At 62.0% G+C, this 17,983-nt stretch carries 14 protein-coding genes; 4 read left to right on the forward strand and 10 right to left on the reverse strand.

Features of this window, described 5'->3' with window-relative positions; genetic code table 11:
- Window positions 1–3: 3 nt before the first annotated feature.
- The 4 genes from MESCI2_RS0122635 to MESCI2_RS0122650 are packed head-to-tail and all read right to left on the reverse strand — an operon-like array spanning window position 4 to window position 4,610.
- Window positions 4–1,059 carry a hypothetical protein gene (locus MESCI2_RS0122635; RefSeq protein WP_245270430.1) on the reverse strand — a complete coding sequence of 352 codons (1,056 nt, stop codon included), beginning with the start codon at window positions 1,057–1,059 and terminating at the stop codon, window positions 4–6.
- Complete coding sequence (locus MESCI2_RS1000000136240; RefSeq protein ID WP_050596639.1) at window positions 1,047–2,360, reverse strand: hypothetical protein; 1,314 nt, start codon at window positions 2,358–2,360, stop codon at window positions 1,047–1,049. Before MESCI2_RS1000000136240 ends, MESCI2_RS0122635 begins: the two co-directional genes overlap by 13 nt.
- Window positions 2,360–3,178 carry a hypothetical protein gene (locus MESCI2_RS0122645; RefSeq protein WP_027038554.1) on the reverse strand — a complete coding sequence of 273 codons (819 nt, stop codon included), beginning with the start codon at window positions 3,176–3,178 and terminating at the stop codon, window positions 2,360–2,362. Before MESCI2_RS0122645 ends, MESCI2_RS1000000136240 begins: the two co-directional genes overlap by 1 nt.
- Window positions 3,171–4,610 carry a hypothetical protein gene (locus MESCI2_RS0122650; RefSeq protein WP_027038555.1) on the reverse strand — a complete coding sequence of 480 codons (1,440 nt, stop codon included), beginning with the start codon at window positions 4,608–4,610 and terminating at the stop codon, window positions 3,171–3,173. Before MESCI2_RS0122650 ends, MESCI2_RS0122645 begins: the two co-directional genes overlap by 8 nt.
- 932 nt (window positions 4,611–5,542) lie before the next feature.
- On the opposite strand from MESCI2_RS0122650, the gene MESCI2_RS0122655 reads away from it, so the two are divergent.
- Complete coding sequence (locus MESCI2_RS0122655; RefSeq protein WP_027038556.1) at window positions 5,543–5,983, forward strand: hypothetical protein; 441 nt, start codon at window positions 5,543–5,545, stop codon at window positions 5,981–5,983.
- 378 nt (window positions 5,984–6,361) lie between these two features.
- Window positions 6,362–6,700, forward strand: coding sequence for a hypothetical protein (locus MESCI2_RS0122660; RefSeq protein ID WP_081738853.1), 339 nt, complete (start codon window positions 6,362–6,364; stop codon window positions 6,698–6,700).
- 33 nt (window positions 6,701–6,733) lie between these two features.
- Here MESCI2_RS0122660 and MESCI2_RS0122665 read toward each other — a convergent pair whose 3' ends face one another.
- The 3 genes from MESCI2_RS0122665 to MESCI2_RS0122675 are packed head-to-tail and all read right to left on the reverse strand — an operon-like array spanning window position 6,734 to window position 10,576.
- Window positions 6,734–7,633, reverse strand: coding sequence for an alpha/beta hydrolase (locus MESCI2_RS0122665; protein ID WP_027038558.1), 900 nt, complete (start codon window positions 7,631–7,633; stop codon window positions 6,734–6,736).
- A gap of 23 nt (window positions 7,634–7,656) precedes the next feature.
- Window positions 7,657–9,708, reverse strand: coding sequence for a Fe(3+)-hydroxamate ABC transporter permease FhuB (fhuB, locus tag MESCI2_RS0122670; protein WP_027038559.1), 2,052 nt, complete (start codon window positions 9,706–9,708; stop codon window positions 7,657–7,659).
- Window positions 9,701–10,576 carry an ABC transporter substrate-binding protein gene (locus tag MESCI2_RS0122675; protein ID WP_032901213.1) on the reverse strand — a complete coding sequence of 292 codons (876 nt, stop codon included), beginning with the start codon at window positions 10,574–10,576 and terminating at the stop codon, window positions 9,701–9,703. Before MESCI2_RS0122675 ends, fhuB begins: the two co-directional genes overlap by 8 nt.
- A gap of 500 nt (window positions 10,577–11,076) precedes the next feature.
- Between MESCI2_RS0122675 and MESCI2_RS01000000135170 the strand changes: the two genes are divergently transcribed.
- Entirely contained in the window at window positions 11,077–11,424 is a 348-nt protein-coding gene (locus MESCI2_RS01000000135170; RefSeq protein ID WP_032808338.1) for a hypothetical protein, read from the forward strand.
- Window positions 11,425–11,510: 86 nt separating this feature from the next.
- On the opposite strand, the gene ggt is transcribed toward MESCI2_RS01000000135170, so the two are convergent.
- From ggt to MESCI2_RS0122695, 3 genes are all read right to left on the reverse strand, one after another.
- On the reverse strand, window positions 11,511–13,250 hold the full coding sequence (gene ggt / locus MESCI2_RS0122685; RefSeq protein WP_027038562.1) for a gamma-glutamyltransferase: 1,740 nt from the start codon (window positions 13,248–13,250) through the stop codon (window positions 11,511–11,513).
- A gap of 311 nt (window positions 13,251–13,561) precedes the next feature.
- Complete coding sequence (rhaI, locus tag MESCI2_RS0122690) at window positions 13,562–14,851, reverse strand: L-rhamnose catabolism isomerase (RefSeq protein ID WP_027038563.1); 1,290 nt, start codon at window positions 14,849–14,851, stop codon at window positions 13,562–13,564.
- Between the two features lie 12 nt (window positions 14,852–14,863).
- Window positions 14,864–16,966: a bifunctional rhamnulose-1-phosphate aldolase/short-chain dehydrogenase gene (locus MESCI2_RS0122695; protein WP_027038564.1), complete on the reverse strand. Its 2,103-nt coding sequence runs from the start codon at window positions 16,964–16,966 to the stop codon at window positions 14,864–14,866.
- Between the two features lie 185 nt (window positions 16,967–17,151).
- Here MESCI2_RS0122695 and MESCI2_RS0122700 point away from each other — a divergent pair, with 185 nt between their 5' ends.
- Window positions 17,152–17,961, forward strand: a complete 810-nt coding sequence (locus MESCI2_RS0122700; RefSeq protein ID WP_027038565.1) for a DeoR/GlpR family DNA-binding transcription regulator — start codon at window positions 17,152–17,154, stop codon at window positions 17,959–17,961.
- The last annotated feature ends 22 nt before the right edge of the window (window positions 17,962–17,983 follow it).

Below are 17,983 nucleotides of genomic sequence, written 5' to 3' on the forward strand. Positions count from 1 at the left end.
CACTCATGACTTCGATCCCTGAGCCGGCGCGAGGTCCGTTTCGTGGGAACGCTGTCTCACCCTAATTTCAATTCGCCGTCTTGCCTTCACGTCACCAGTCTGCGCTCCGTTCGTCAGATGGTCCCCAGGCAGGATCAACTGCCCCCCCGACATCGGCAGGATCGTGAAACCATCCAGGTCGTGCATCTCGCTGAGTACACGGGTAACCGATATCGCACGCGCAAGTCCAAGGCCCGCATTGTCGGCGGGGCGAAGGGAACCAACCTCAATTTTGCCGGCCAAAACCGACTGCAGCCCCTTGTCCATATTCGATGACTCGCCGGACATTGCCTGCTCGTCCGTGTGACCGATCACTTCGATTACGTCGACACCGTATGATGTTGCGATGCCCGCAATCGTCTTCGAGAGATCGCGCAGCTTCGTTTTGAACCGACCGGAAAGCTCCGCGCTTCCTGTATCAAAGTTATAGCCATCGAGTTCGCTAAGACTGATGATCGGCGGCCAATCGTGTGGTTTTGCAGCCAAGACAGGCTGTTCGGCTTTCTTCAGCGCTTCCGAAAGGTCATTCGATGTCTTGCCAGCGCCGACATAGCCAAACTCCTTCAGCACCTTCATATGCTCGATCATCACGTTGGCTTGCGCGGGGTCGACGTGATTGTCTGTAAGGATTTTGGTGACCCGGGCGTTTTTGGCCACTTCTTGGACCGTAAGGCCTGCCTTTTTGATCGTTTCCACGGCCTCTTTGGCCAGGACCAATTCACGCCATTCCTGGTCGGGCACATTGCCTCCCGTCGCCGGTTTTATCAATGCGTTCAGCTGGGCAAGCAGCCGCTTGTTTTCGTCGTCGAGCTTGCGAACCTTCTCCTCGACGGATTGGACAATCTTTTGCGCCTCCGCAGCCTCTTGCTCCTTCTTGTGTATGATGGCGCCGGCTGCCAACAGAAGGCAGAACACCAAAAGCAGCATTGTCTCGGCCATCGTCAAGCCAAGGATCAGCCCGCGGCCATAGCCCTTGCGCTCGAAAGCGACTGATGTTCCGCCGTCGCTCACCTGCCCCACCAACCGGATCTCCTCGGGGATTCAACCTTCTCTGTCTGGGGCGTGCCGCTCAAAGTTTCGAAGGAATCGTCGTGCGGGGTGTCGGAAATCTTGATTGGCGCCTCTTCGCCGACACTGGCGGGAGGCATCACCGGAGGCGTTGGGTCGATTGCTATTGGGCCGTTGGCGGAGTGGTTCGGGCGCGAGACCTGAAGACTCTTTTCCGCCAGCGTTGCAACGAGTTCACTGGTGTCCGTACTTTGCTTCTGCACTACCGCCGCAAGCGCCTCGGTCAATCGCTGCCCCGCCTGAACAGTCTCTGCGGTCTTCTCTGCCGCGGCTGCCGCCCGCTCCACGCCACTCGCCACCTTGGCGACTGCATCAGCCAGACCTGTCATACGCGCTTGCTGTTCCTGGGAGGCGGTCTCAGTCTTCACCGCATACTGCGCAACAGCGCTGCCCAGAAGCTTCACCATTGGCGCCAGGTCGTTCTTCAGTACCTCGTCCGGGACGACAACCTTCTCTAGTTTCATGGCTACGCTGTCGGCTTGCGCACCAAGCTTGCTCACCGACGAGGACATCGAGCCGTTGGCCTTGTCGAGCAAATCGGCGGCCGCCTCGACACGCTGCGCGATTGACGAGAATTGACTTTCGACCTGACCGAAGTTGTCCTTGAGCGCATCGCTCAGTTTGCCTGACGCCTCCTGGACCGGTTTGATGGATTCCATCGCAATCTTGTCGAGGGCGGATCTAATATGCTCGCCGTTCCGCTCGGCCTGAACGGCAATCTCCGCGAAGCCTTCTTCCAGCATCTGGTGGCTGACGCGACGAAAGTCGGCAAATTCCCTGGTCACGCTTTCCATCTCGGCTCTGACCCGCCGCGTCATATCTGCGAGTTCGTGCCTTGCCGTTCGCTCAATATCGGCAGGATCGCGTCGCATCTGATTGTAGAAAATTCTGAGCGCAATGCCGGTGATCGTCGACGTAACAGCGATACCGAAGTTCCTGACGATGGTCTCGGTCGAGCCTTCCGAGCCAAACTGAAACAGCGAGACCCCGAGGCTCGTTAGAGTGAACAGGAAGCCCATGTAATAGAGGTTGTCGCCGGTCTGCTCGTCGTGCAGCCTAAGCTTCCCCGTGAAGACCGATACACCCAAATAGAAGAACATCAGGCAAACCGGTATGCCCGACCCCACTATTGGGTTCACACCCGACAGCTTGGCAATGGCGATGAAGATGCAGCCGCCAAAGGTCAGCGCCGCAAATACAACGAGCGGAAAGCCCGGATGGCCCAACAGGGCATTGTCGCGCTTCCTGGCCATCAGTTTAACCCCTCTAAGCCAACCAGCTTCTCGAATTCTCCGTGATGGTTCTGGACCCATTGAGTCCAGAACTCGGCCTGGTCGAGCGACTTGAATGGCTTCTTTGCCCGGTCGATGTAGAGAATTGTGACGCTCACCCCGTCGAGCGAGGTGCCATAGGTCCGATCGGCAGCGCTTGCGAGGTACTTCTGGTAGTCGAGCCCCGATCGATACTGCGAATAAAGCGCCGTATGCTCGATCATGTCTGACGCAACCACCAAACGCTTTGCACTGTCCTGTTTGGCGAGGCCGCTATCGAAGAGCGACAGTTTGATCTTCTGGATGCCGGCCATGATTGGAGACTGGCTTGCTGAGTCACCATTCGGAATTTGGTCAGGGAGTTTGCTCAAAGGATCACCAAAGGCGTCCTCCCACTTCTTCTGGCGTCGCGCCGGATTGTTCGTCCAACTGTCCACCGTTGACCCATCGCCCGGATTGCATCCATCGAACATCACTGTCAGGTCGCCGGGGGCAGAGTTCAGAGTGTAAATCCTCACATAGCCGCCGGACTCTACCTTTCCGATGGTTTTGCGGAACTCATTCTTCAGATCGGTCATCGTCGTTGCCGAAATCGGATCCGTGGCGTCGATGAGAACCGCCGTAAGACTGGTTGGCCCGCCCAACGGGCAATTCGTGCTGGCGTCGATCTGACCCTTACCCGATCTTGACCAGATCCAGGCAAAGCCACCCAACATCGCGATGGACAGGATGCCAAGGAGGACAGCCGCGAAGATCGTGCCTGCTTGGCCCGTCTTGCGTCTGCGAGACCGCCTAGCCATTCACGTTGTCCGGATGGAGCTTGTCGAGGTCGCGGTACTGCTCAATCCCCCGCTCGCATTCCTGACCGATGAGGCGGACCTGAGCGTTGAGCTCGTCCTGCGCCTCGCGGATCGATGCGCCGACGTCACCCTCGCTCCACTCCCCGTCACCCGAAATATGCGGTTTTATGGGGTCGAGTTTGTAAGCCGCCCCGAAATGCTTGGGGGCAGGCTCGGTCCTGGCCTGGATATTTGCTTCCCTGTACTTTGATAGAAGTTGGTTACAGGCTCGCTCCAACTGGTCCTGATGCTGCGCAAAAAGCGCTAGAAGCCTCGAGCGATGATCGACAATCGCGCGGTGCTCCCTACGGCGGCTGCCAAGTTCCTTGACGATCTCCTCAACCTTTTCGTTGTGGTCGTCGCGAACGTCTTGAAGCTCCTCAATCAGTTCCCTCTTGCGATCGATATAGTCCTCGCGCCTGGCGACCAGCCGATTTTCGACGCCAGCGTACCCGGGATAAGGATCGAACACGAACCAGCCGTCGATAAACGCGAAAATCGAGAACATGAGGCCGATGGCGAAGAGCAACCATGACTTCACGTCTGTGAGGCCCGCTGGATTCGCGATCATATTGCGAATGACCTCTGTGCCGGCACCATCCGCGAGCGAGCCACTCACCTCTCGATAGTGCGCCAATGCGAGGTTTATGGTGACGGCCAGGGCGACGTAAAAAATGATCGATGCTATCCCCACCAGCTTTCCTAGCACCGCCCGGTGGGTGACCAGGCGAGCGCAGAAAACCGACAGTAGCAAGGCAGCGCCGATGTTGATGAAGGAGAATGCCGCGGCCTCGAGAATACCGCCAAACAGACCCTGCTCGTTACCCTTGGCAAGGAAACTGCCGTTCATTGCGGTCTCGATAAGAAACAGAAACAGCAAAAGCGAGAGCCTAAAGACGTGAGCCGCCCCGTGCTGAACCCGCGCGGCACGAACCAATCCGTGCTTTCCCTTAAACCAAGCGTGCTCTTTCTCTGCGTCGTTGAGAGCCCTTCTCAGTCCGTGGAGTTCGTCCAGACCGACGGCTACAGAAGCTTTGAAGTCCGACACGCTGGCTGCGTTCGCCTGGCGGATCAGACCGAACTGTTCTTCGAAATCCAGACCGGCGAGGCGCCCGCCGAGAAGCTGCAAACTGTCCTCGAGAGTATGATAGGAAGCCTTCTTCTCGTCCTCGACTCGTTCGATGATGGCATGTTCGACATCATCGAGATTCTTGGCGGTCTTTGGCGGCTGGTTCGCCTCGCCACGTTCCTTCCCGCGACCAGCGAGATCCATATCGCGATCAATCTTTGCGACGTCTAAGCTACTGAAAAGCTGGGTACTCGCACGAAAATCATGGTTGGACTCGCGCAGAGACTCGCGCAACCTATTTAGTTTTTCGAATTTAGAACCCACGCCCTACTACCCAACCCTGTATAGCCCGCAGCATAGTGCTTCTATGCACAGTGGAAGCAAAGGGCAACAGCGCATCCACAAATGTCCACTTGGTTGTCACGGGTGTGACTTGTCGCCGTGCCCTTTTGACGGTTCACGCCCCCTTGTTGCCCGCGACTGCCAAAGTTGCGGATAATGTGAAGCTCGGCCACCGAAGCAACTGGGACGATGGGACCAGCGATCCGAGGGTCAGGGTTTAGGCATGGCCGCGGCTCCCGTCGAGCGACGACGTCCAGCTTTAGGCGCGGTCAAGCCGCGAATGGAAGGAGCACCGAGCCTTGTCCCTGTGGTGAGCGGCGGAGTCCCGGGTATTATTGCGCACCGCCGCGTGAAGCCCCGCTTTTCCATCTGACTCACTGGATGCTGATCCAGTTTTCGTTGTTGCAATTACCGAGCCTCAATCGAGCCTAAAGCGTCACGCGCTCAGATGAAGCCCATTGGAAGGTTGGCATCGATCCCATCTGGAAAGGATCGGCCAAATGAGCGATGATCCCTGATCAGCCTGCCAGATCGCACGCTGATCAGCCTGGCCAATGCTAGAGAGCACGGCGACCAGTGCTGCCAACTACACCATGCCGAGGGGCACGACATATGGATGCTTCGAGAGTCATCGGGAATCGAACCCATCCACAGAAATATTTTGTTGGTATTTCCGTTGGTAGTCCTTGCCACGGCGTGGCCGTAGTTGTTTGAAAATAAAGTTAGATTTCCTTCACTTGGATTCCGCCTCTGGGCACCATTCTCCCAAGGTCCGTTCTGGACACCCCGTCGCGCCGCCGCCCACATTTGCCAAGTGGAATCACTTTGCGCACATTAGCCCGCCGGCGGATTTAATTTGCTTGGCCACCCCTCAACCCTAGGGCAAACTGCCTGCCGGGGCGTCAGGAGGAGAAATGAGAGCACGCGCAGCAACGCTTGGGGATCTGGAGGATGTCTTTCGCGGTCTGTCCAAGCGGATGTCGGACGAATATGTGGCGGCCGGCAAGGACAGCAAGATCGCCTACGACAATCTGATGATGAATTTGAAGGAGGGCCGCGCGCACGCGCTTGTCGAGGGCGACAAGGCCGTGGCAATTATCGCCTGGCATGAGAACAGCGACGCCGCCGACACGCTGTTCGCCGCACGGGAGGACTTCTTCCGTGCCGCGACCGTTCGCTTCTGCAAGCGGCATATCAAGCACATCCAGGCGCTCGCCGGCAACCTCGCCATCCACTCGCGCAGCTGGCTCCAGGGGCCTGATGTCGCAAGATGGTTCGGCGTTATCGGCTATGTCGAGCGCGGCCGGGAGAACGGCGCCACTTTGTTCGAGCTGCCGCCGGCTCGCATCGGCTAGGGAACGCTGGGCTGGTGAATATCCCTTGCCGCAAACACCGCCACCCCCTCGCCATCGCCCGCACAGGTTCGTCGATGCGGGTCACCGTCTTCGGCTCCAGGCGCCCTTGCTCGGCGGCCTTTTGAACCGCCTTGGCAAGCGGCTTGCGCCAGGCGCCGATTGGCGGGATGTTATGGGAGGGCAACCGGGGGGCAAACCGGCACGCCGAGACAGATATGGCTGCTGGAAATGTCACGAGCTTGCTTCGCCTTTCTTGCCTTTGTTGCCTTGTTGAGGCCCGTAGAGGCAGGCGAGTGGACGTCTCATCTGCTTGACCGCTCAAGCCTGGCAACCGCCTATTTTCGCCAAGCGGATCTTGTGACCGCATACGCGACGGCAATGGCGCGCTTCCGTCTGCAGCTCGCAGGGCGAGCCGGCGAAACCAACCTTGCGGCCCCTCTCGAACCACTGCTTTTGCGGGCGGAATTCCGTGCGCGGACATGGCGCTCGGCGGACGGCAGCCTGTTGCAGGGCTTCGCCGGCAAGGGCGGCTTCCGGCTGACTATCGGGAACTGCCTGGTGCGCATCTGCGCTGCCAGAGAATGCAGCGATGCCGGGTGGCCGGTTTACGCCTGCAGCGACGGAGGCAAGCGCAAGATGTCCGTCACGGATTTTGTGACGGCAAACTTCGGCGGCGTCTCCTATCGCCGATTGAGCGCCTCCCCTTTACAGGAATGACAGCGCGAGGCGCCGATCGCCTTGCTGCGGCGTTCAGCAAAGGGCGGTATCCTTCCGCACCGCAAACGCCGCCTGTACCGCGCGATTGACCGTGACCGGCAGGATCGACATGTGGTTTTCCCCGGCATGCAGTTCGAAGCTGGCGCACATGCCCGGGACGGCATCGAGACGCTCCGCCATCGCCCGCGCCAATGCGTCGGTGCGTGTCACCTTCTTCTGCTGCAGGCGCTTTTCCTCGTCCTCGGCGCCAATCTGGAACGGCGCCAGCTTCTCGGTCTCGTATTCGCCGGCCGACAGGATCATGGTCGCCGCCAAACCATCGGGAACGGCGGCCTCGAAGGTTTCGAGGAAGCGGTCGATGGCCCGCTCTTCCCAATAGATGGCGGGGCTCGCCGCGATCCAGGTCTGAAAGGAAGAAGGCCGCGTGAACAGGGCGTAGAGCGCAAACAGGCCACCGAAGGAATGGCCGTAAAGCGTCTGGCGGCTAGCATCGACCGTGACCCGACTGGCAACCCACGGCTTCAGCTCGTCCTCGATGAAGGCAAGGAATTGCCCTGCCCCACCGGTCCGGACTTCGGGCGTGCCCTCGTAGAAGGGCGGATAGGTCTTGCCCGGCGGCGGGCCGAGATCCCAGGATCGGCGCAGCGGGTCGTACGCGCCGTCGACGGGATAGCCGATGGCGACGATGACGCCCCAGCCGACATTGGTGCCCGTGGGATAGAAGGCCTGCGCGCGCATGGCGTCGACCGCCGTGCCGATGACGGCGTTGCCGTCGGTCATGTAGAGGACCGGCCAGCCGGCCTCGGGCACCGCCCCGGACGGCACATGCAGGAATATCCGCCAGGGGGCGCCGCCCTGCGCCGGGACAAGATCGTGGACCGTCGTGTTGGCGATCAGGGCTGGCGTCGCGTTGGACATGGATATCTTGGACATGGATATCTCCAGGGGCAAAACGGTCAGCGGCGGCGCAGCAGCCACATCAGCACCGGGCCGCCGATGAGCGTGGCGACGAGACCGGCCGGGATCTGGCGTGGGAAGATGGCGGTGCGGCCGATCCAGTCGGCGGCGACCATGATCAGCGCGCCGGCGAGCACCGCGCCAACGGCCTGCGGCAGCGCACGGGAGAGGCCAAGGCGACGGGCAAGGTGCGGCGCCATCAGGCCGATGAAGGTCAGCGGACCGACGATCAGCGTCGAGGCCGCGGTGAGTGCCGCGACGGCCAGCAGCACGAGAAGCCGCGTCCTCTTCAGGTTGATGCCAAGGCCTTGAACGGCGGCGGAGCCGAGCGGCAGGATGTCGAGCCAACGCATGAAGAAAGGCGCGAGCGCGAAGAGGCAGACGGCGATACCACCGGTCAGCAAGGCATCACCGACATCGACGCCATAGGTCGAGCCGGTCAGCCAGTTGAGCAGCAGCATGGCACGCGGATCGCCGGTGGCGGTGAGCACCAAGATCAGCGCGTCGAACAAGGCCGTCAGGGCAACGCCGGCGAGCAGCAGCCGCTCCGGCGCATAGGCGGCACGGCGGCCGATCGCCAGCGTCACCAGCAAAGCGGCGAAGGCGCCTATGGTTGCCGCCGCCGTCTGAACCGGACGTCCGGCATCGACGAGCGCAAACAGCGCCACCATCATGCCGAGCGCGGCACCGGCGCTGATGCCAAGCACTTCGGGGCTCGCCATCGGATTGCCGGTCAGCCGCTGCATCATCAGCCCGGCAAGCGCCAGCATCGCCCCGGCACTCAGCGCGGCAAGCACGCGAGGCCACCGCCACGACAGCAAAGGCTGCAACTCGTCGCCGAAGGCGAAGGTCCAGCCATGCGGACCCGGTCCATAGAGCAGGGCCAGCCCGAGCAGCAGAAGCAGAGCCAGGCCGATCGCCGCCAGCATAAGGCCGGGCCGGCTTGCGCGCGGCAGGCGCGCGGCCATGAAGGACGGGGCTTCCGAGCCAAGCGCAAGGCGCGGCAGCAGCCAGAGAAGCAGCGGTGCGCCGAGAAGTGCCGTGATCGCTCCGGTCGGCAGCAGGTCGCCTTGCGGCCCGGTAGCGATCTGCACGGCCTGGTCGGCAGCCCACAACAGCGCCCCGCCGATCAACGGCGCCATCACCAGTTGCTGGCCCAGCCGCCGGGCACCGCCGATGCGCGCGAGCGTCGCCGCGGCCAGGCCGACGAAGCCGATGACGCCGACAGCGGCAACGACAAAGGCAATCAGCGCGACGGCGGCAGCCAGTCCGGCGAAGCGATAGGCGCCGAGCGGCACGCCAAGGCTGCGCGCGCCTTCATCGTCGAGGCCAAGCAAGGTCAGGGGCCGCACCATGAGGAAGATCGCCAGCGCAGCAGTGCCGATGCGTGGCAAAAGCCACAGCGTCGTCGACCAGTCCTGCTGGCCGAGCGAACCGGCGCCCCAGATGAACAGGCTGGCCAGCCATTCATGCCGCAGCACAATGAGAGCGGCACCGATGGCGCCGGCATAAAGGCTGACCACAAGCCCCGCCAGCACCACCGAAAGCGGCGACAGGCCCTTGTGCCAGGAGAGAGCGAAGACGGCGGCAAGGGCCATGAATGCGCCAGCCAGCGCCACCCATTCGCGGCCGAAGGCAAGCAGGGAAGGCGACAGAAGCGTCGCCAGCGCCAGCGCCAGATAGGCGCCGGCCGAGACGCCGACCGTTTCGGGCGAGGCGAGCGGGTTGCGCAGAACCTGTTGCAGGACGGTTCCGGCAAGCCCGAGCGCGGCACCACATAAAAGGCTGACGGCAAGCCTGGGCAGGAAGGCGTAGTGGACGAGCACCTGCCGCATGTCATCGATGTCGGGGGCGGCGAGCGATTGGAGCCAGAGCGCCGATGGCAGCTGCACGGTGAGGTTCGAGACGGTTGCCGCTGACGCTGCCGCGAGCAGCACCGCGCAAAGCAGGATCGCGCCTACCGGCTGATTGCTGAAAAAGCGCCACGCGGAGGCCCGGCCGGCAGATGCATGCTTTCCCCCTTGGGCAATGGCCGCAGCATCCTCAGCCACGGGCGGCCTCCGCGGTCATCGCCGACGCCAGGACCCGAGCAAAACGGGTGGCGGAGGGAAGCGCGCCGAACATCAGGACGGCGGGAAGGCGCATGATCGAGCGGTTGCGCACGAAGGGCATGGCGTTCCAGACCGGACTTTCGGTCAGCGTGCCGCCGGCGCCCTCAGGCAAGGGTTCGAGATAGGCGAGGCGCGCATCGCTGGATGTTGCCAGCCCGTCGATGCCGACGGTCGAAAACCCCCAATAATTGGTCTCGGCCGTCCAGGCGTTGCTGAGCCCGATGCGGTCGAACACCTCCTGAAACAGGCTCTTTGCGCCGTAGACGCGCACATTGCGCGGGTCCAGGAAGCTGACGACATAGATCGGCCGTGCCGAAAGCGGCGCCAGTTGCTGGCGGATCTCCGTAAAATACGCGTCTGCCGCCGCGATCAGCGCTTCGCCTTCGCTTCCCTTGCCGACAAGCCCGGCGAGCTGGCGCGTCGCCTCGAGCGCGCGCCGATAGGGCTGCCCGGCTTCGGTGTAGAGTCCGATCGTCGTCACCGGAGCCACGCGTTCGAGCAGCGGCTTGATGCCGTCGAGATATGGCATGGACAGGATGATGTCGGGCCTGAGCTGCTGCAGGAATTCGAGATTGGGCTCGAGCAGCGTGCCGAGATCGGCGATGTCGGGCGGCAGCCGCGGCTCGACCACCCATTTCTCCCAGACCTCCCGATCGGCAATGGCGACCGGGCTGACGCCGAGCATGAGCAAGGTCTCGGTCAACCCGTCATCCAGGCAGACGATGCGCAACGGACGGGCTTCAGCCGTGGAAGACCCCATGCCGGCGAACGGCAGCATGAAAAGCCCGAGCGCATGGCGTCGGGTCATTCGGCTGCGCAAGCGATCGGGCGCGGCTCTCTGCTGGGGCTCTCGATCTCTCTGCAATACGGCGTGCCCTGCTTTTCGGGATATGGTCTCCAGTGACCACTGCCCGGTGACTATGAAACATGAGTTTAGTAGTCAACATTTAGACGGGCTGACAAGTCAAACTTTCACGCAACCGCATCTCAGGCGCGGCCGCCACTTGGCCGCAAGGCGATTCGCCCGCACGACAGCGCTGTGCGATGTGGCCGCCCAAAAAATCACGGCCCGCGAAGCTCAATCCGCGCCCCGCATCATTTTTCCTCCACGAATGCGTTCCAGGATGGATGGTCCCGCCATCAGGGCAGGCCGCTCTGGATTGGATCGCCTGAAAAGGCAACGAATCAAAAAACCGGCGGCGGTCGTCGCCAGAAGGTGTAGAAGACCGTACCAAACGCATTGAGGGGAGTGCGATCGGGTTGCGCTCGGCAAGGCTTGATGGTTTGTTGCCGCTATACGGAGAATGAATGATGCGAGAGCCTGCCGGTCAAGACGAATACGGGTCGACGAACCCTTTCGATCCGGACGACCTGCCAACCTTGAACGCAATCGGCCCGAGCATGGGAAGCGGCAATGATTTCGAGAGATATGCCGTTGCCGTGATCATCGTGTTCGGTGCGCTGATCATCGGCGGGCTGATGGCCGCATCGATGGTCTTCGGGCACCGCAACGGCTTCCTCTTCGCGCTTGGCGGCGCCACGTCCGCCTGGATCTCCGGAAACGCGCTGCTGCTCGACCGGCCGCGCATCTATGCGCTGTTCGTCGGCATTGCCGCCTTGATGCTGGTTGCGTCCACCCTCACGCTGGTTTTGTGACGGTCACATCGGTGTGAGCCAATCCACTTGAGCAGCGGGCGATCAACCCGAATCGCCACGCTGCACCAAGCTTTTCCTCCGAGCTATCAGTATCCGAGCGCCTCGCCGGAGGCCGCGCGGCTGTCGATGGCGCCGTTGTAGCGCGCGCCGCCGCCTTTCTCGATTTCCGCCAGGCTCTTGCCGCCGACCAGAATACCGGCCGCCTGCCCCCAGGTCTGGTCAGCGAGATCGAGGTGATATCCCATGCCGGCCAGCAGCTTTTCTGTGTCCGGCGACAGGCCGAACGGCTCGACATAGACCTTGTCGGGCAGCCATTGATGGTGGATGCGCGGCGCGTCGATCGCCTCCTGGATGTTCATGCCGTGGTCGATGACATTGACGATCGCTTCCAGCGTGATGGTGATGATGCGCGAACCACCCGGGCTGCCGATGACCATGAACGGCTTGCCGTCCTTGGCGACCACGGTCGGGCTCATCGATGACAGCGGCGTCTTCTTCGGCTGGATGGCGTTGGCCTCGCCCTGGACCAGGCCGTAGAGATTGGGCACGCCGGGTTTCTGGGTGAAATCGTCCATTTCGTTGTTGAGCAGGATGCCGGTGCCGTCGGCGACGACGCCGGCTCCAAAGGAGCCATTCAGCGTGTAGGTGACCGCGACCGCATTGCCTTCATCGTCGATGATCGAATAATGCGTCGTCTCCTTCGACTCTCCAAAGCCCTTCGGCATCAGATCCTGCGACACGCCGGCCCGGAACGGGTCGATCTTGTCGCGGATATCCCTGGCATAGGCCTTATCAAGCAATTTGGAGACCGGATTGACGACGAAATCGGGATCGCCGAGCGCGGAATTGCGGTCGACATAGGCATAGCGCATCGCCTCGACCATGACGTGGACCGTCTCGGCCGAACCGGCACCGAGATAGGATAAGGGATAGCCCTCCAGCACGTTGAGGATTTCGCAGATGATGACGCCGCCGGAGCTGGGCGGCGGCGAGGAGGTGATCTCGTAGCCGCGATAGGTGCAGGTCACGGGCTTGAGTTCGCGCACCGCATATTGCTCGAAATCCGGTTTGGCGAGAATGCCGCCCTTGGCGCCGCTCGCCTTGACGATGGCATCGGCGATGGCGCCTTTGTAAAAGGCATCCGTACCCCTTTCGGAAATGGCGGCGAGCGATGCCGCGAGGTCGGGCTGGACCAGCCGCTCGCCGATGCCATAGGGCTTGCCGTCGGGTTTCAGGAAGATGGCGGCGGCCGCGGGGTCCTTCGCCAGCCTGTCGGCGCTGCCGGCAAAAGAGGCGGCGTCGCCCTGGTTGAGGATGAAGCCTTCCCTGGCATAGCCGATTGCCGGCGCCATCAAATCCTGTCGGGACAATTTGCCGTATTTTTCACGGGCCATCTCCAGACCGGCCACCGAGCCCGGCACGCCGACCGCGAGATAGCCGTCGAGACTGGCGCCCTTCACCGGTTTGCCGTCCTTGTCGAGATACATGGTTTTTGTCGCCGCCAGCGGCGCCCGCTCGCGAAAATCGAGGAAGGTCGACTTGCCGTCCTTGAAGCGGATGGTCATGAAGCCGCCGCCGCCGATATTGCCGGCATTGGGGTAGACGACCGCGAGCGCATAGCCGACGGCAACCGCAGCATCGACGGCATTGCCGCCCTTTTTCAGCACCTCGATGCCGACTTCGGACGCCAGATGCTGGGCCGTCACCACCATGCCGTGCTCGCCCTTGGCCGGCGCCGGCGATGCGGCGAAGACGCTCGTCAACGGCGCGAGGGCGAAGGTGATGGAAAGACTGGCGGCGATCAGTGTTCTGCGGGTGAGCGGCATGACGGTTCTCCGGGCGGGGGGATGCCTAGAAGACCGTGTTGGACGGATCGAGTCCACTAACAATTGAGGGAGCACGAGAAAGAGCCCCCTCNCCCGGATTGCCAACCGAATTGCGAAGGGCAGTTCGGGGCAATCCGACCTCTCCCCGAGGGGGAGAGGAGGTTGTCAGCGCTGACGCCAGTCTCTTCTCCCCAGCGAGGGTGAGGCGTGGTCCGCGCAGCGGACGAAAAGCCAACTGCTTGGCTTTTCGAACAACGAACGCCCGAAGGGCCGTGGCCGCAAAGCGGCCGGATGAGGGGGCCGGCTCGGCCTCAGACAATGCCGCCCGAGCCACCGGCAACTGCCGGCCGTTCAGCCGCGACCTTGGCACGGTAGCCCGCCGCCCTATAGGCAGCGACCGGGTCGATGGCGCCACCTGTCTTCAGCCGCGCCATGGCCAGGATCGGCTCGACATCAGTTCGGTAAGCGGCCTTCAGCGTCTGCGTCGCCATCAGCGCGTCGTTCAAGTCCTGAAAACCTTCCAGCGCCTTGCGGTCGACAAGCAGCGCCTGCGCATAGGCGCGCTGCACCTCGACCGCCGACAGCATCAGGCTTTCGATCGGATCGGTGACGTTGTGGCTCTGGTCGAGCATGTGCGCCGGGTCGAAACCCTCGGCGCCGGAAAGTTCGGCATCGACCAGTTCGTTGAAGACGAGGAACAGCCGGTAGGGGTCGATCGAACCGGCATCGAGATCGTCGTCGCCATATTTCGAATCGTTGAAGTGGAAGCCGCCAAGCTTCTTGAACTGGATCAGCCGCGAGACGATCATCTCGATGTTGACGTTGGGCGCATGATGGCCGAGGTCGACCAGGCAGAACGCCTTGTCGCCCAACTCCCTGGCGATGATGTAGTTGGTGCCCCAGTCCTGCACGACGGTGGAATAGAAGGCCGGCTCGTACATCTTGTGCTCGCTGAACAGCTTCCAGTCGGCGGGCAGTCCGGCGTAAACCTCTTTCATGGCGTCGAGATAGCGCTCGAACGCCTTGGCGAAATTGACCTGTCCGGGGAAGTTCGAACCGTCGCCGATCCACACCGTCAGCGCCTTGGAGCCCAGCGTCTTGCCGATCTCGATGCATTCGAGATTGTGCTCGACCGCTTGCCGCCGCGTGCCGGCATCGGCATGCGACAGCGAGCCGAATTTGTAGGAAAGCGCTTGGTCCTTTGCATCGGAAAAAGTGTTGGAATTCATGGCATCGAAGCCGAGGCCAAAGCGCGAAGCCGCCTGCTTCAGCCGGTTCGGGTCGGCCTTGTCCCACGGAATGTGCAGGGAAACGGTCGGCGTCGCCTGCGTCAATTGCTGGATGACGGCGCAATCCTCGATCTTGTCGAAGATGTCGCGTGGCTCGCCGGCACCGGGAAAGCGGGCAAAGCGCGTGCCGCCGGTGCCGACGCCCCAGGACGGGATCGCCACCGCGAATTTCTCGACCTTGTCACGGATGGCATCGATGGCGATGCCGCGACGGTCGAGCCGCTCGCCGAGCGAGGCGTAGTCGCGCTCGAGGTTGGGCTTACGCACGGCGTTGTCCTTGTCGACGAGGTCGGCGGAGATGATGTGTTCCATCGTCCCCTCCGCTCAGCGCGTGAACGACTGGGCGTTGCCCGCGTCGACATTGATGATGTTGCCGGTCGACTTGGCCGACATGTCGGACGCCAGGAAATAGATCGCTTCGGCGATGTCTTCCGGGAAGACCGAGCGCTTCAGCATCGAACGCGAGCGATAGTGCTCCTCCAGATCGTCGGTCGACATCTTGTAGGCGGCGGCGCGCTGTTCCTTCCACTCCCCGGTCCAGATCTTCGAGCCGCGCAGCACCGCGTCCGGGTTGACGACATTGACCCTGATCTGCGCCTCCGCGCCCTCCAGCGCCAGACAGCGGGCGAGATGGATCTCGGCGGCCTTGGCGGTGCAATAGGCGGCGGCGTTGGGCGATGCGGCAAGGCCATTCTTGGAGGCGACGAAGACGACGTTGCCGCCAATCTTCTGGGCGCGGAACAGCCGGAACGCTTCCCGCGAGACCAGGAAGTAACCGGTCGACAGGATGTCCATATTCTTGTTCCACAGCGCCAGCGTCGTCTCCTCGATCGGCGCCGAGGAGGCCAGCCCTGCATTCGACACCAGAATGTCGATGCCGCCGAACTCGACCGCCGTCTCGGCAAAGCCCGAAATGACCTGGTCCTCCGAGGTGACGTTGATCAACACCGGGCGGACGAAATCCTTGCCGTAGACTTTCGCCAGTTCGTCATTGGCGCTGGCCAGCGCTGTCTCGTCGATGTCGGCCAGCACCACGCAGGCGCCTTCGCGCAGCAGGCGGTTGGCCGTGGCGCGGCCGATGCCGCCGGCGCCACCCGTGACCAGGGCGATCTGGCCGGCAAGCGACTTCGGCTTCGGCATACGCTGCAGCTTCAGATCCTCGAGCAGCCAGTACTCGATGTCGAAGGCTTCCTGTGCAGGCAGGCCGACATAGGACGATACGGTGGAGGCGCCGCGCATGACGTTGATGGCGTTGACATAGAATTCTCCCGAAATGCGCGCCGTCGCCTTGTCGCCGGCGAAGGTGAACATGCCGACGCCGGGCATCAGGTAGACCACGGCATTGGGATCGCGGATGGCGGGCGAGTCCGGATGCTTGCAGCTGTCGTAATAGGCCTGGTAGCCAACGCGATAGGCTGCGATGTCGTCGGCAAGCCGCGCAATCACCGCATCGACATCGGGCTTGGCCGGATCGAATTCGATGACCAGCGGGCGGATCTTGGTGCGCAGGAAATGGTCGGGGCATGACGTGCCGAGTGCCGCCAGCGGGCGCAGATCCCTGGAGTTGACGAATTCGAGCACAGCAGTGGAATCGTCGAAATGGCCTGTTTTGTGGCTCTTTTCGGAGATCAGGCCGCGAATCCTCGGCATCAATTTGGCCGCGATGGCACGGCGCTCAGCGGCGTCGAGTGCCTTGACCACTTCACCGCCGAAGATGGCGACACCCTCGGAGCGGCGCTCGAACCATTCGATCGCCTGGTTGATCACCGAGATCGTCGTCTCGTAGCATCCCCTGGGGGTGTCGCCCCAGGTGAACAGACCGTGGCTTTCCAGGATGACACCCTTGGCGGCGGGATGTTCGAGGCAGAATTTCTCCAGCCAAAGACCAAGTTCGAAGCCCGGGCGCTTCCACGGCAGCCAGCCGATGGCGTCGCCGAAGATTTCTTTCGTCAGCGCCTTCGAATCCTTTGCCGCGGCAATGGCGATGATGGCATCGGGATGCATGTGGTCGACAAAAGGCTTCGGCACGTAGGCATGCAACGGCGTGTCGATAGAGGCCGCGCGCGGATTGAGGTTGAAGGTGCAGTGCGGCAGGAAGCCGACCATTTCATCTTCGTGCTCGACGCCGCGATAGAGACCTTTGAGCGCGCGCAGCTTGTCCATGTAGAGCGTGGCAAAGCCGTCCAGCTTGATCGAGGCGCTGTCGCCGCCCGATCCCTTGACCCACAGCACTTCGACATCCTCGCCGGTGAGCGGGTCTTTCTGCCAGATCTTCGACGACGTGTTGCCGCCGCCATAGTTGGTGACGCGCTTGTCGGAACCGAGCGTGTTCGAGCGGTAGACCAGAAGTTCCGGCCCGCTCATAGCGTGAGCCTTGGCCTCATCCCACAGATTGGCGAGGCGCGCGCCGGTGCGCTTGTCGAGCATAAGAAATCCTCCCGAAGGCACGCAAAAGGCGCGGCCATTTGGTCCCGAATTTCCACGGAAGCGGCTGGCTTGTCAATCACAAACAATCAATATCGATCATATTGCACTGCACAATGTAATTATATGATCGGAAATGATTGACACTGCGCGTTTTGGGTGCCTAAATGCTCGGGCAGGGAGGAACCATGCACGAAAAAGAGCGCCACAGGATCATTCTGTCCGCCGTCCAGGAAAAGCCTGTGGTGACGGTGCAGGAGATGGTCGACCTGACGGAGTCTTCCGAGGCGACGATCCGGCGCGATATCGCGGCTCTCCACGTCCAGAAGCGGCTGCGCCGTGTGCGCGGCGGCGCCGAGGCAATCTCGCCGCCGCAGTTCATCGGGCTGGCCGGCCGGCCCTTTTCCGTCAACGAAACGATCAACGCCTCGCAGAAGCGGGCGATTGCGCGTGAAGCGGTCGAGCTATGCAAGGACGGCGAACCGATCATCATCAATGGCGGCACCACCACGTTCCAGATGGTGCATTTCCTGACCGGCCGCCGCATGCCGATCTTCACCAATTCGTTCCCGATTGCCGAGCATTTGCTCAAGCACTCCAAGAATACGGTGATGCTGTCGGGCGGCACCATCTACCGCGAGCAGAACATCATTCTGTCGCCCTTCGACAATGACGTGACGCGCAATTTCTATGCGCGCCGCATGTTCATGGGCGCACAGGGGCTCGGCCCGCTCGGCCTCATGGAAGGCGATCCGCTTTTGATCCAGGCGGAGCAGAAACTGATCGACCAGGCCGACGAGTTGGTGGTGCTGGTCGATTCCTCGAAATTCCGCAAACGCTCCAGCCTGATCCTGTGCGGCCTGTCGCGCATCGCCACCGTCATCACCGATGACGGCATCGAGGATCGCGAAGCCAAGATGCTGGAGACCGCCGGCGTGACGCTGATCGTCGCCCGCGCATCCGCAACCAACAAGGAAGAATCTTCACTGCAGGCCTGAGACACCCTCACGCCCGCGGCGA

It is taken from the genome of Mesorhizobium ciceri WSM4083, from assembly GCF_000519305.1.
GTDB classification, from domain to species: Bacteria; Pseudomonadota; Alphaproteobacteria; order Rhizobiales; family Rhizobiaceae; genus Mesorhizobium; species Mesorhizobium ciceri_B.

Coding starts and splice junctions, on each gene's coding strand:
- MESCI2_RS1000000136240 (WP_050596639.1), bottom strand. CDS start 2,360: ATGGCCAGGAAGCGCGACAATGCCCTGTTGGGCCATCCGGGCTTTCCG.
- MESCI2_RS0122645 (WP_027038554.1), bottom strand. CDS start 3,178: ATGGCTAGGCGGTCTCGCAGACGCAAGACGGGCCAAGCAGGCACGATC.
- MESCI2_RS0122655 (WP_027038556.1), top strand. CDS start 5,543: ATGAGAGCACGCGCAGCAACGCTTGGGGATCTGGAGGATGTCTTTCGC.
- MESCI2_RS0122660 (WP_081738853.1), top strand. CDS start 6,362: ATGGCGCGCTTCCGTCTGCAGCTCGCAGGGCGAGCCGGCGAAACCAAC.
- MESCI2_RS0122665 (WP_027038558.1), bottom strand. CDS start 7,633: ATGTCCAAGATATCCATGTCCAACGCGACGCCAGCCCTGATCGCCAAC.
- MESCI2_RS0122675 (WP_032901213.1), bottom strand. CDS start 10,576: ATGACCCGACGCCATGCGCTCGGGCTTTTCATGCTGCCGTTCGCCGGC.
- MESCI2_RS01000000135170 (WP_032808338.1), top strand. CDS start 11,077: ATGATGCGAGAGCCTGCCGGTCAAGACGAATACGGGTCGACGAACCCT.
- ggt (WP_027038562.1), bottom strand. CDS start 13,250: ATGCCGCTCACCCGCAGAACACTGATCGCCGCCAGTCTTTCCATCACC.
- rhaI (WP_027038563.1), bottom strand. CDS start 14,851: ATGGAACACATCATCTCCGCCGACCTCGTCGACAAGGACAACGCCGTG.
- MESCI2_RS0122695 (WP_027038564.1), bottom strand. CDS start 16,966: ATGCTCGACAAGCGCACCGGCGCGCGCCTCGCCAATCTGTGGGATGAG.
- MESCI2_RS0122700 (WP_027038565.1), top strand. CDS start 17,152: ATGCACGAAAAAGAGCGCCACAGGATCATTCTGTCCGCCGTCCAGGAA.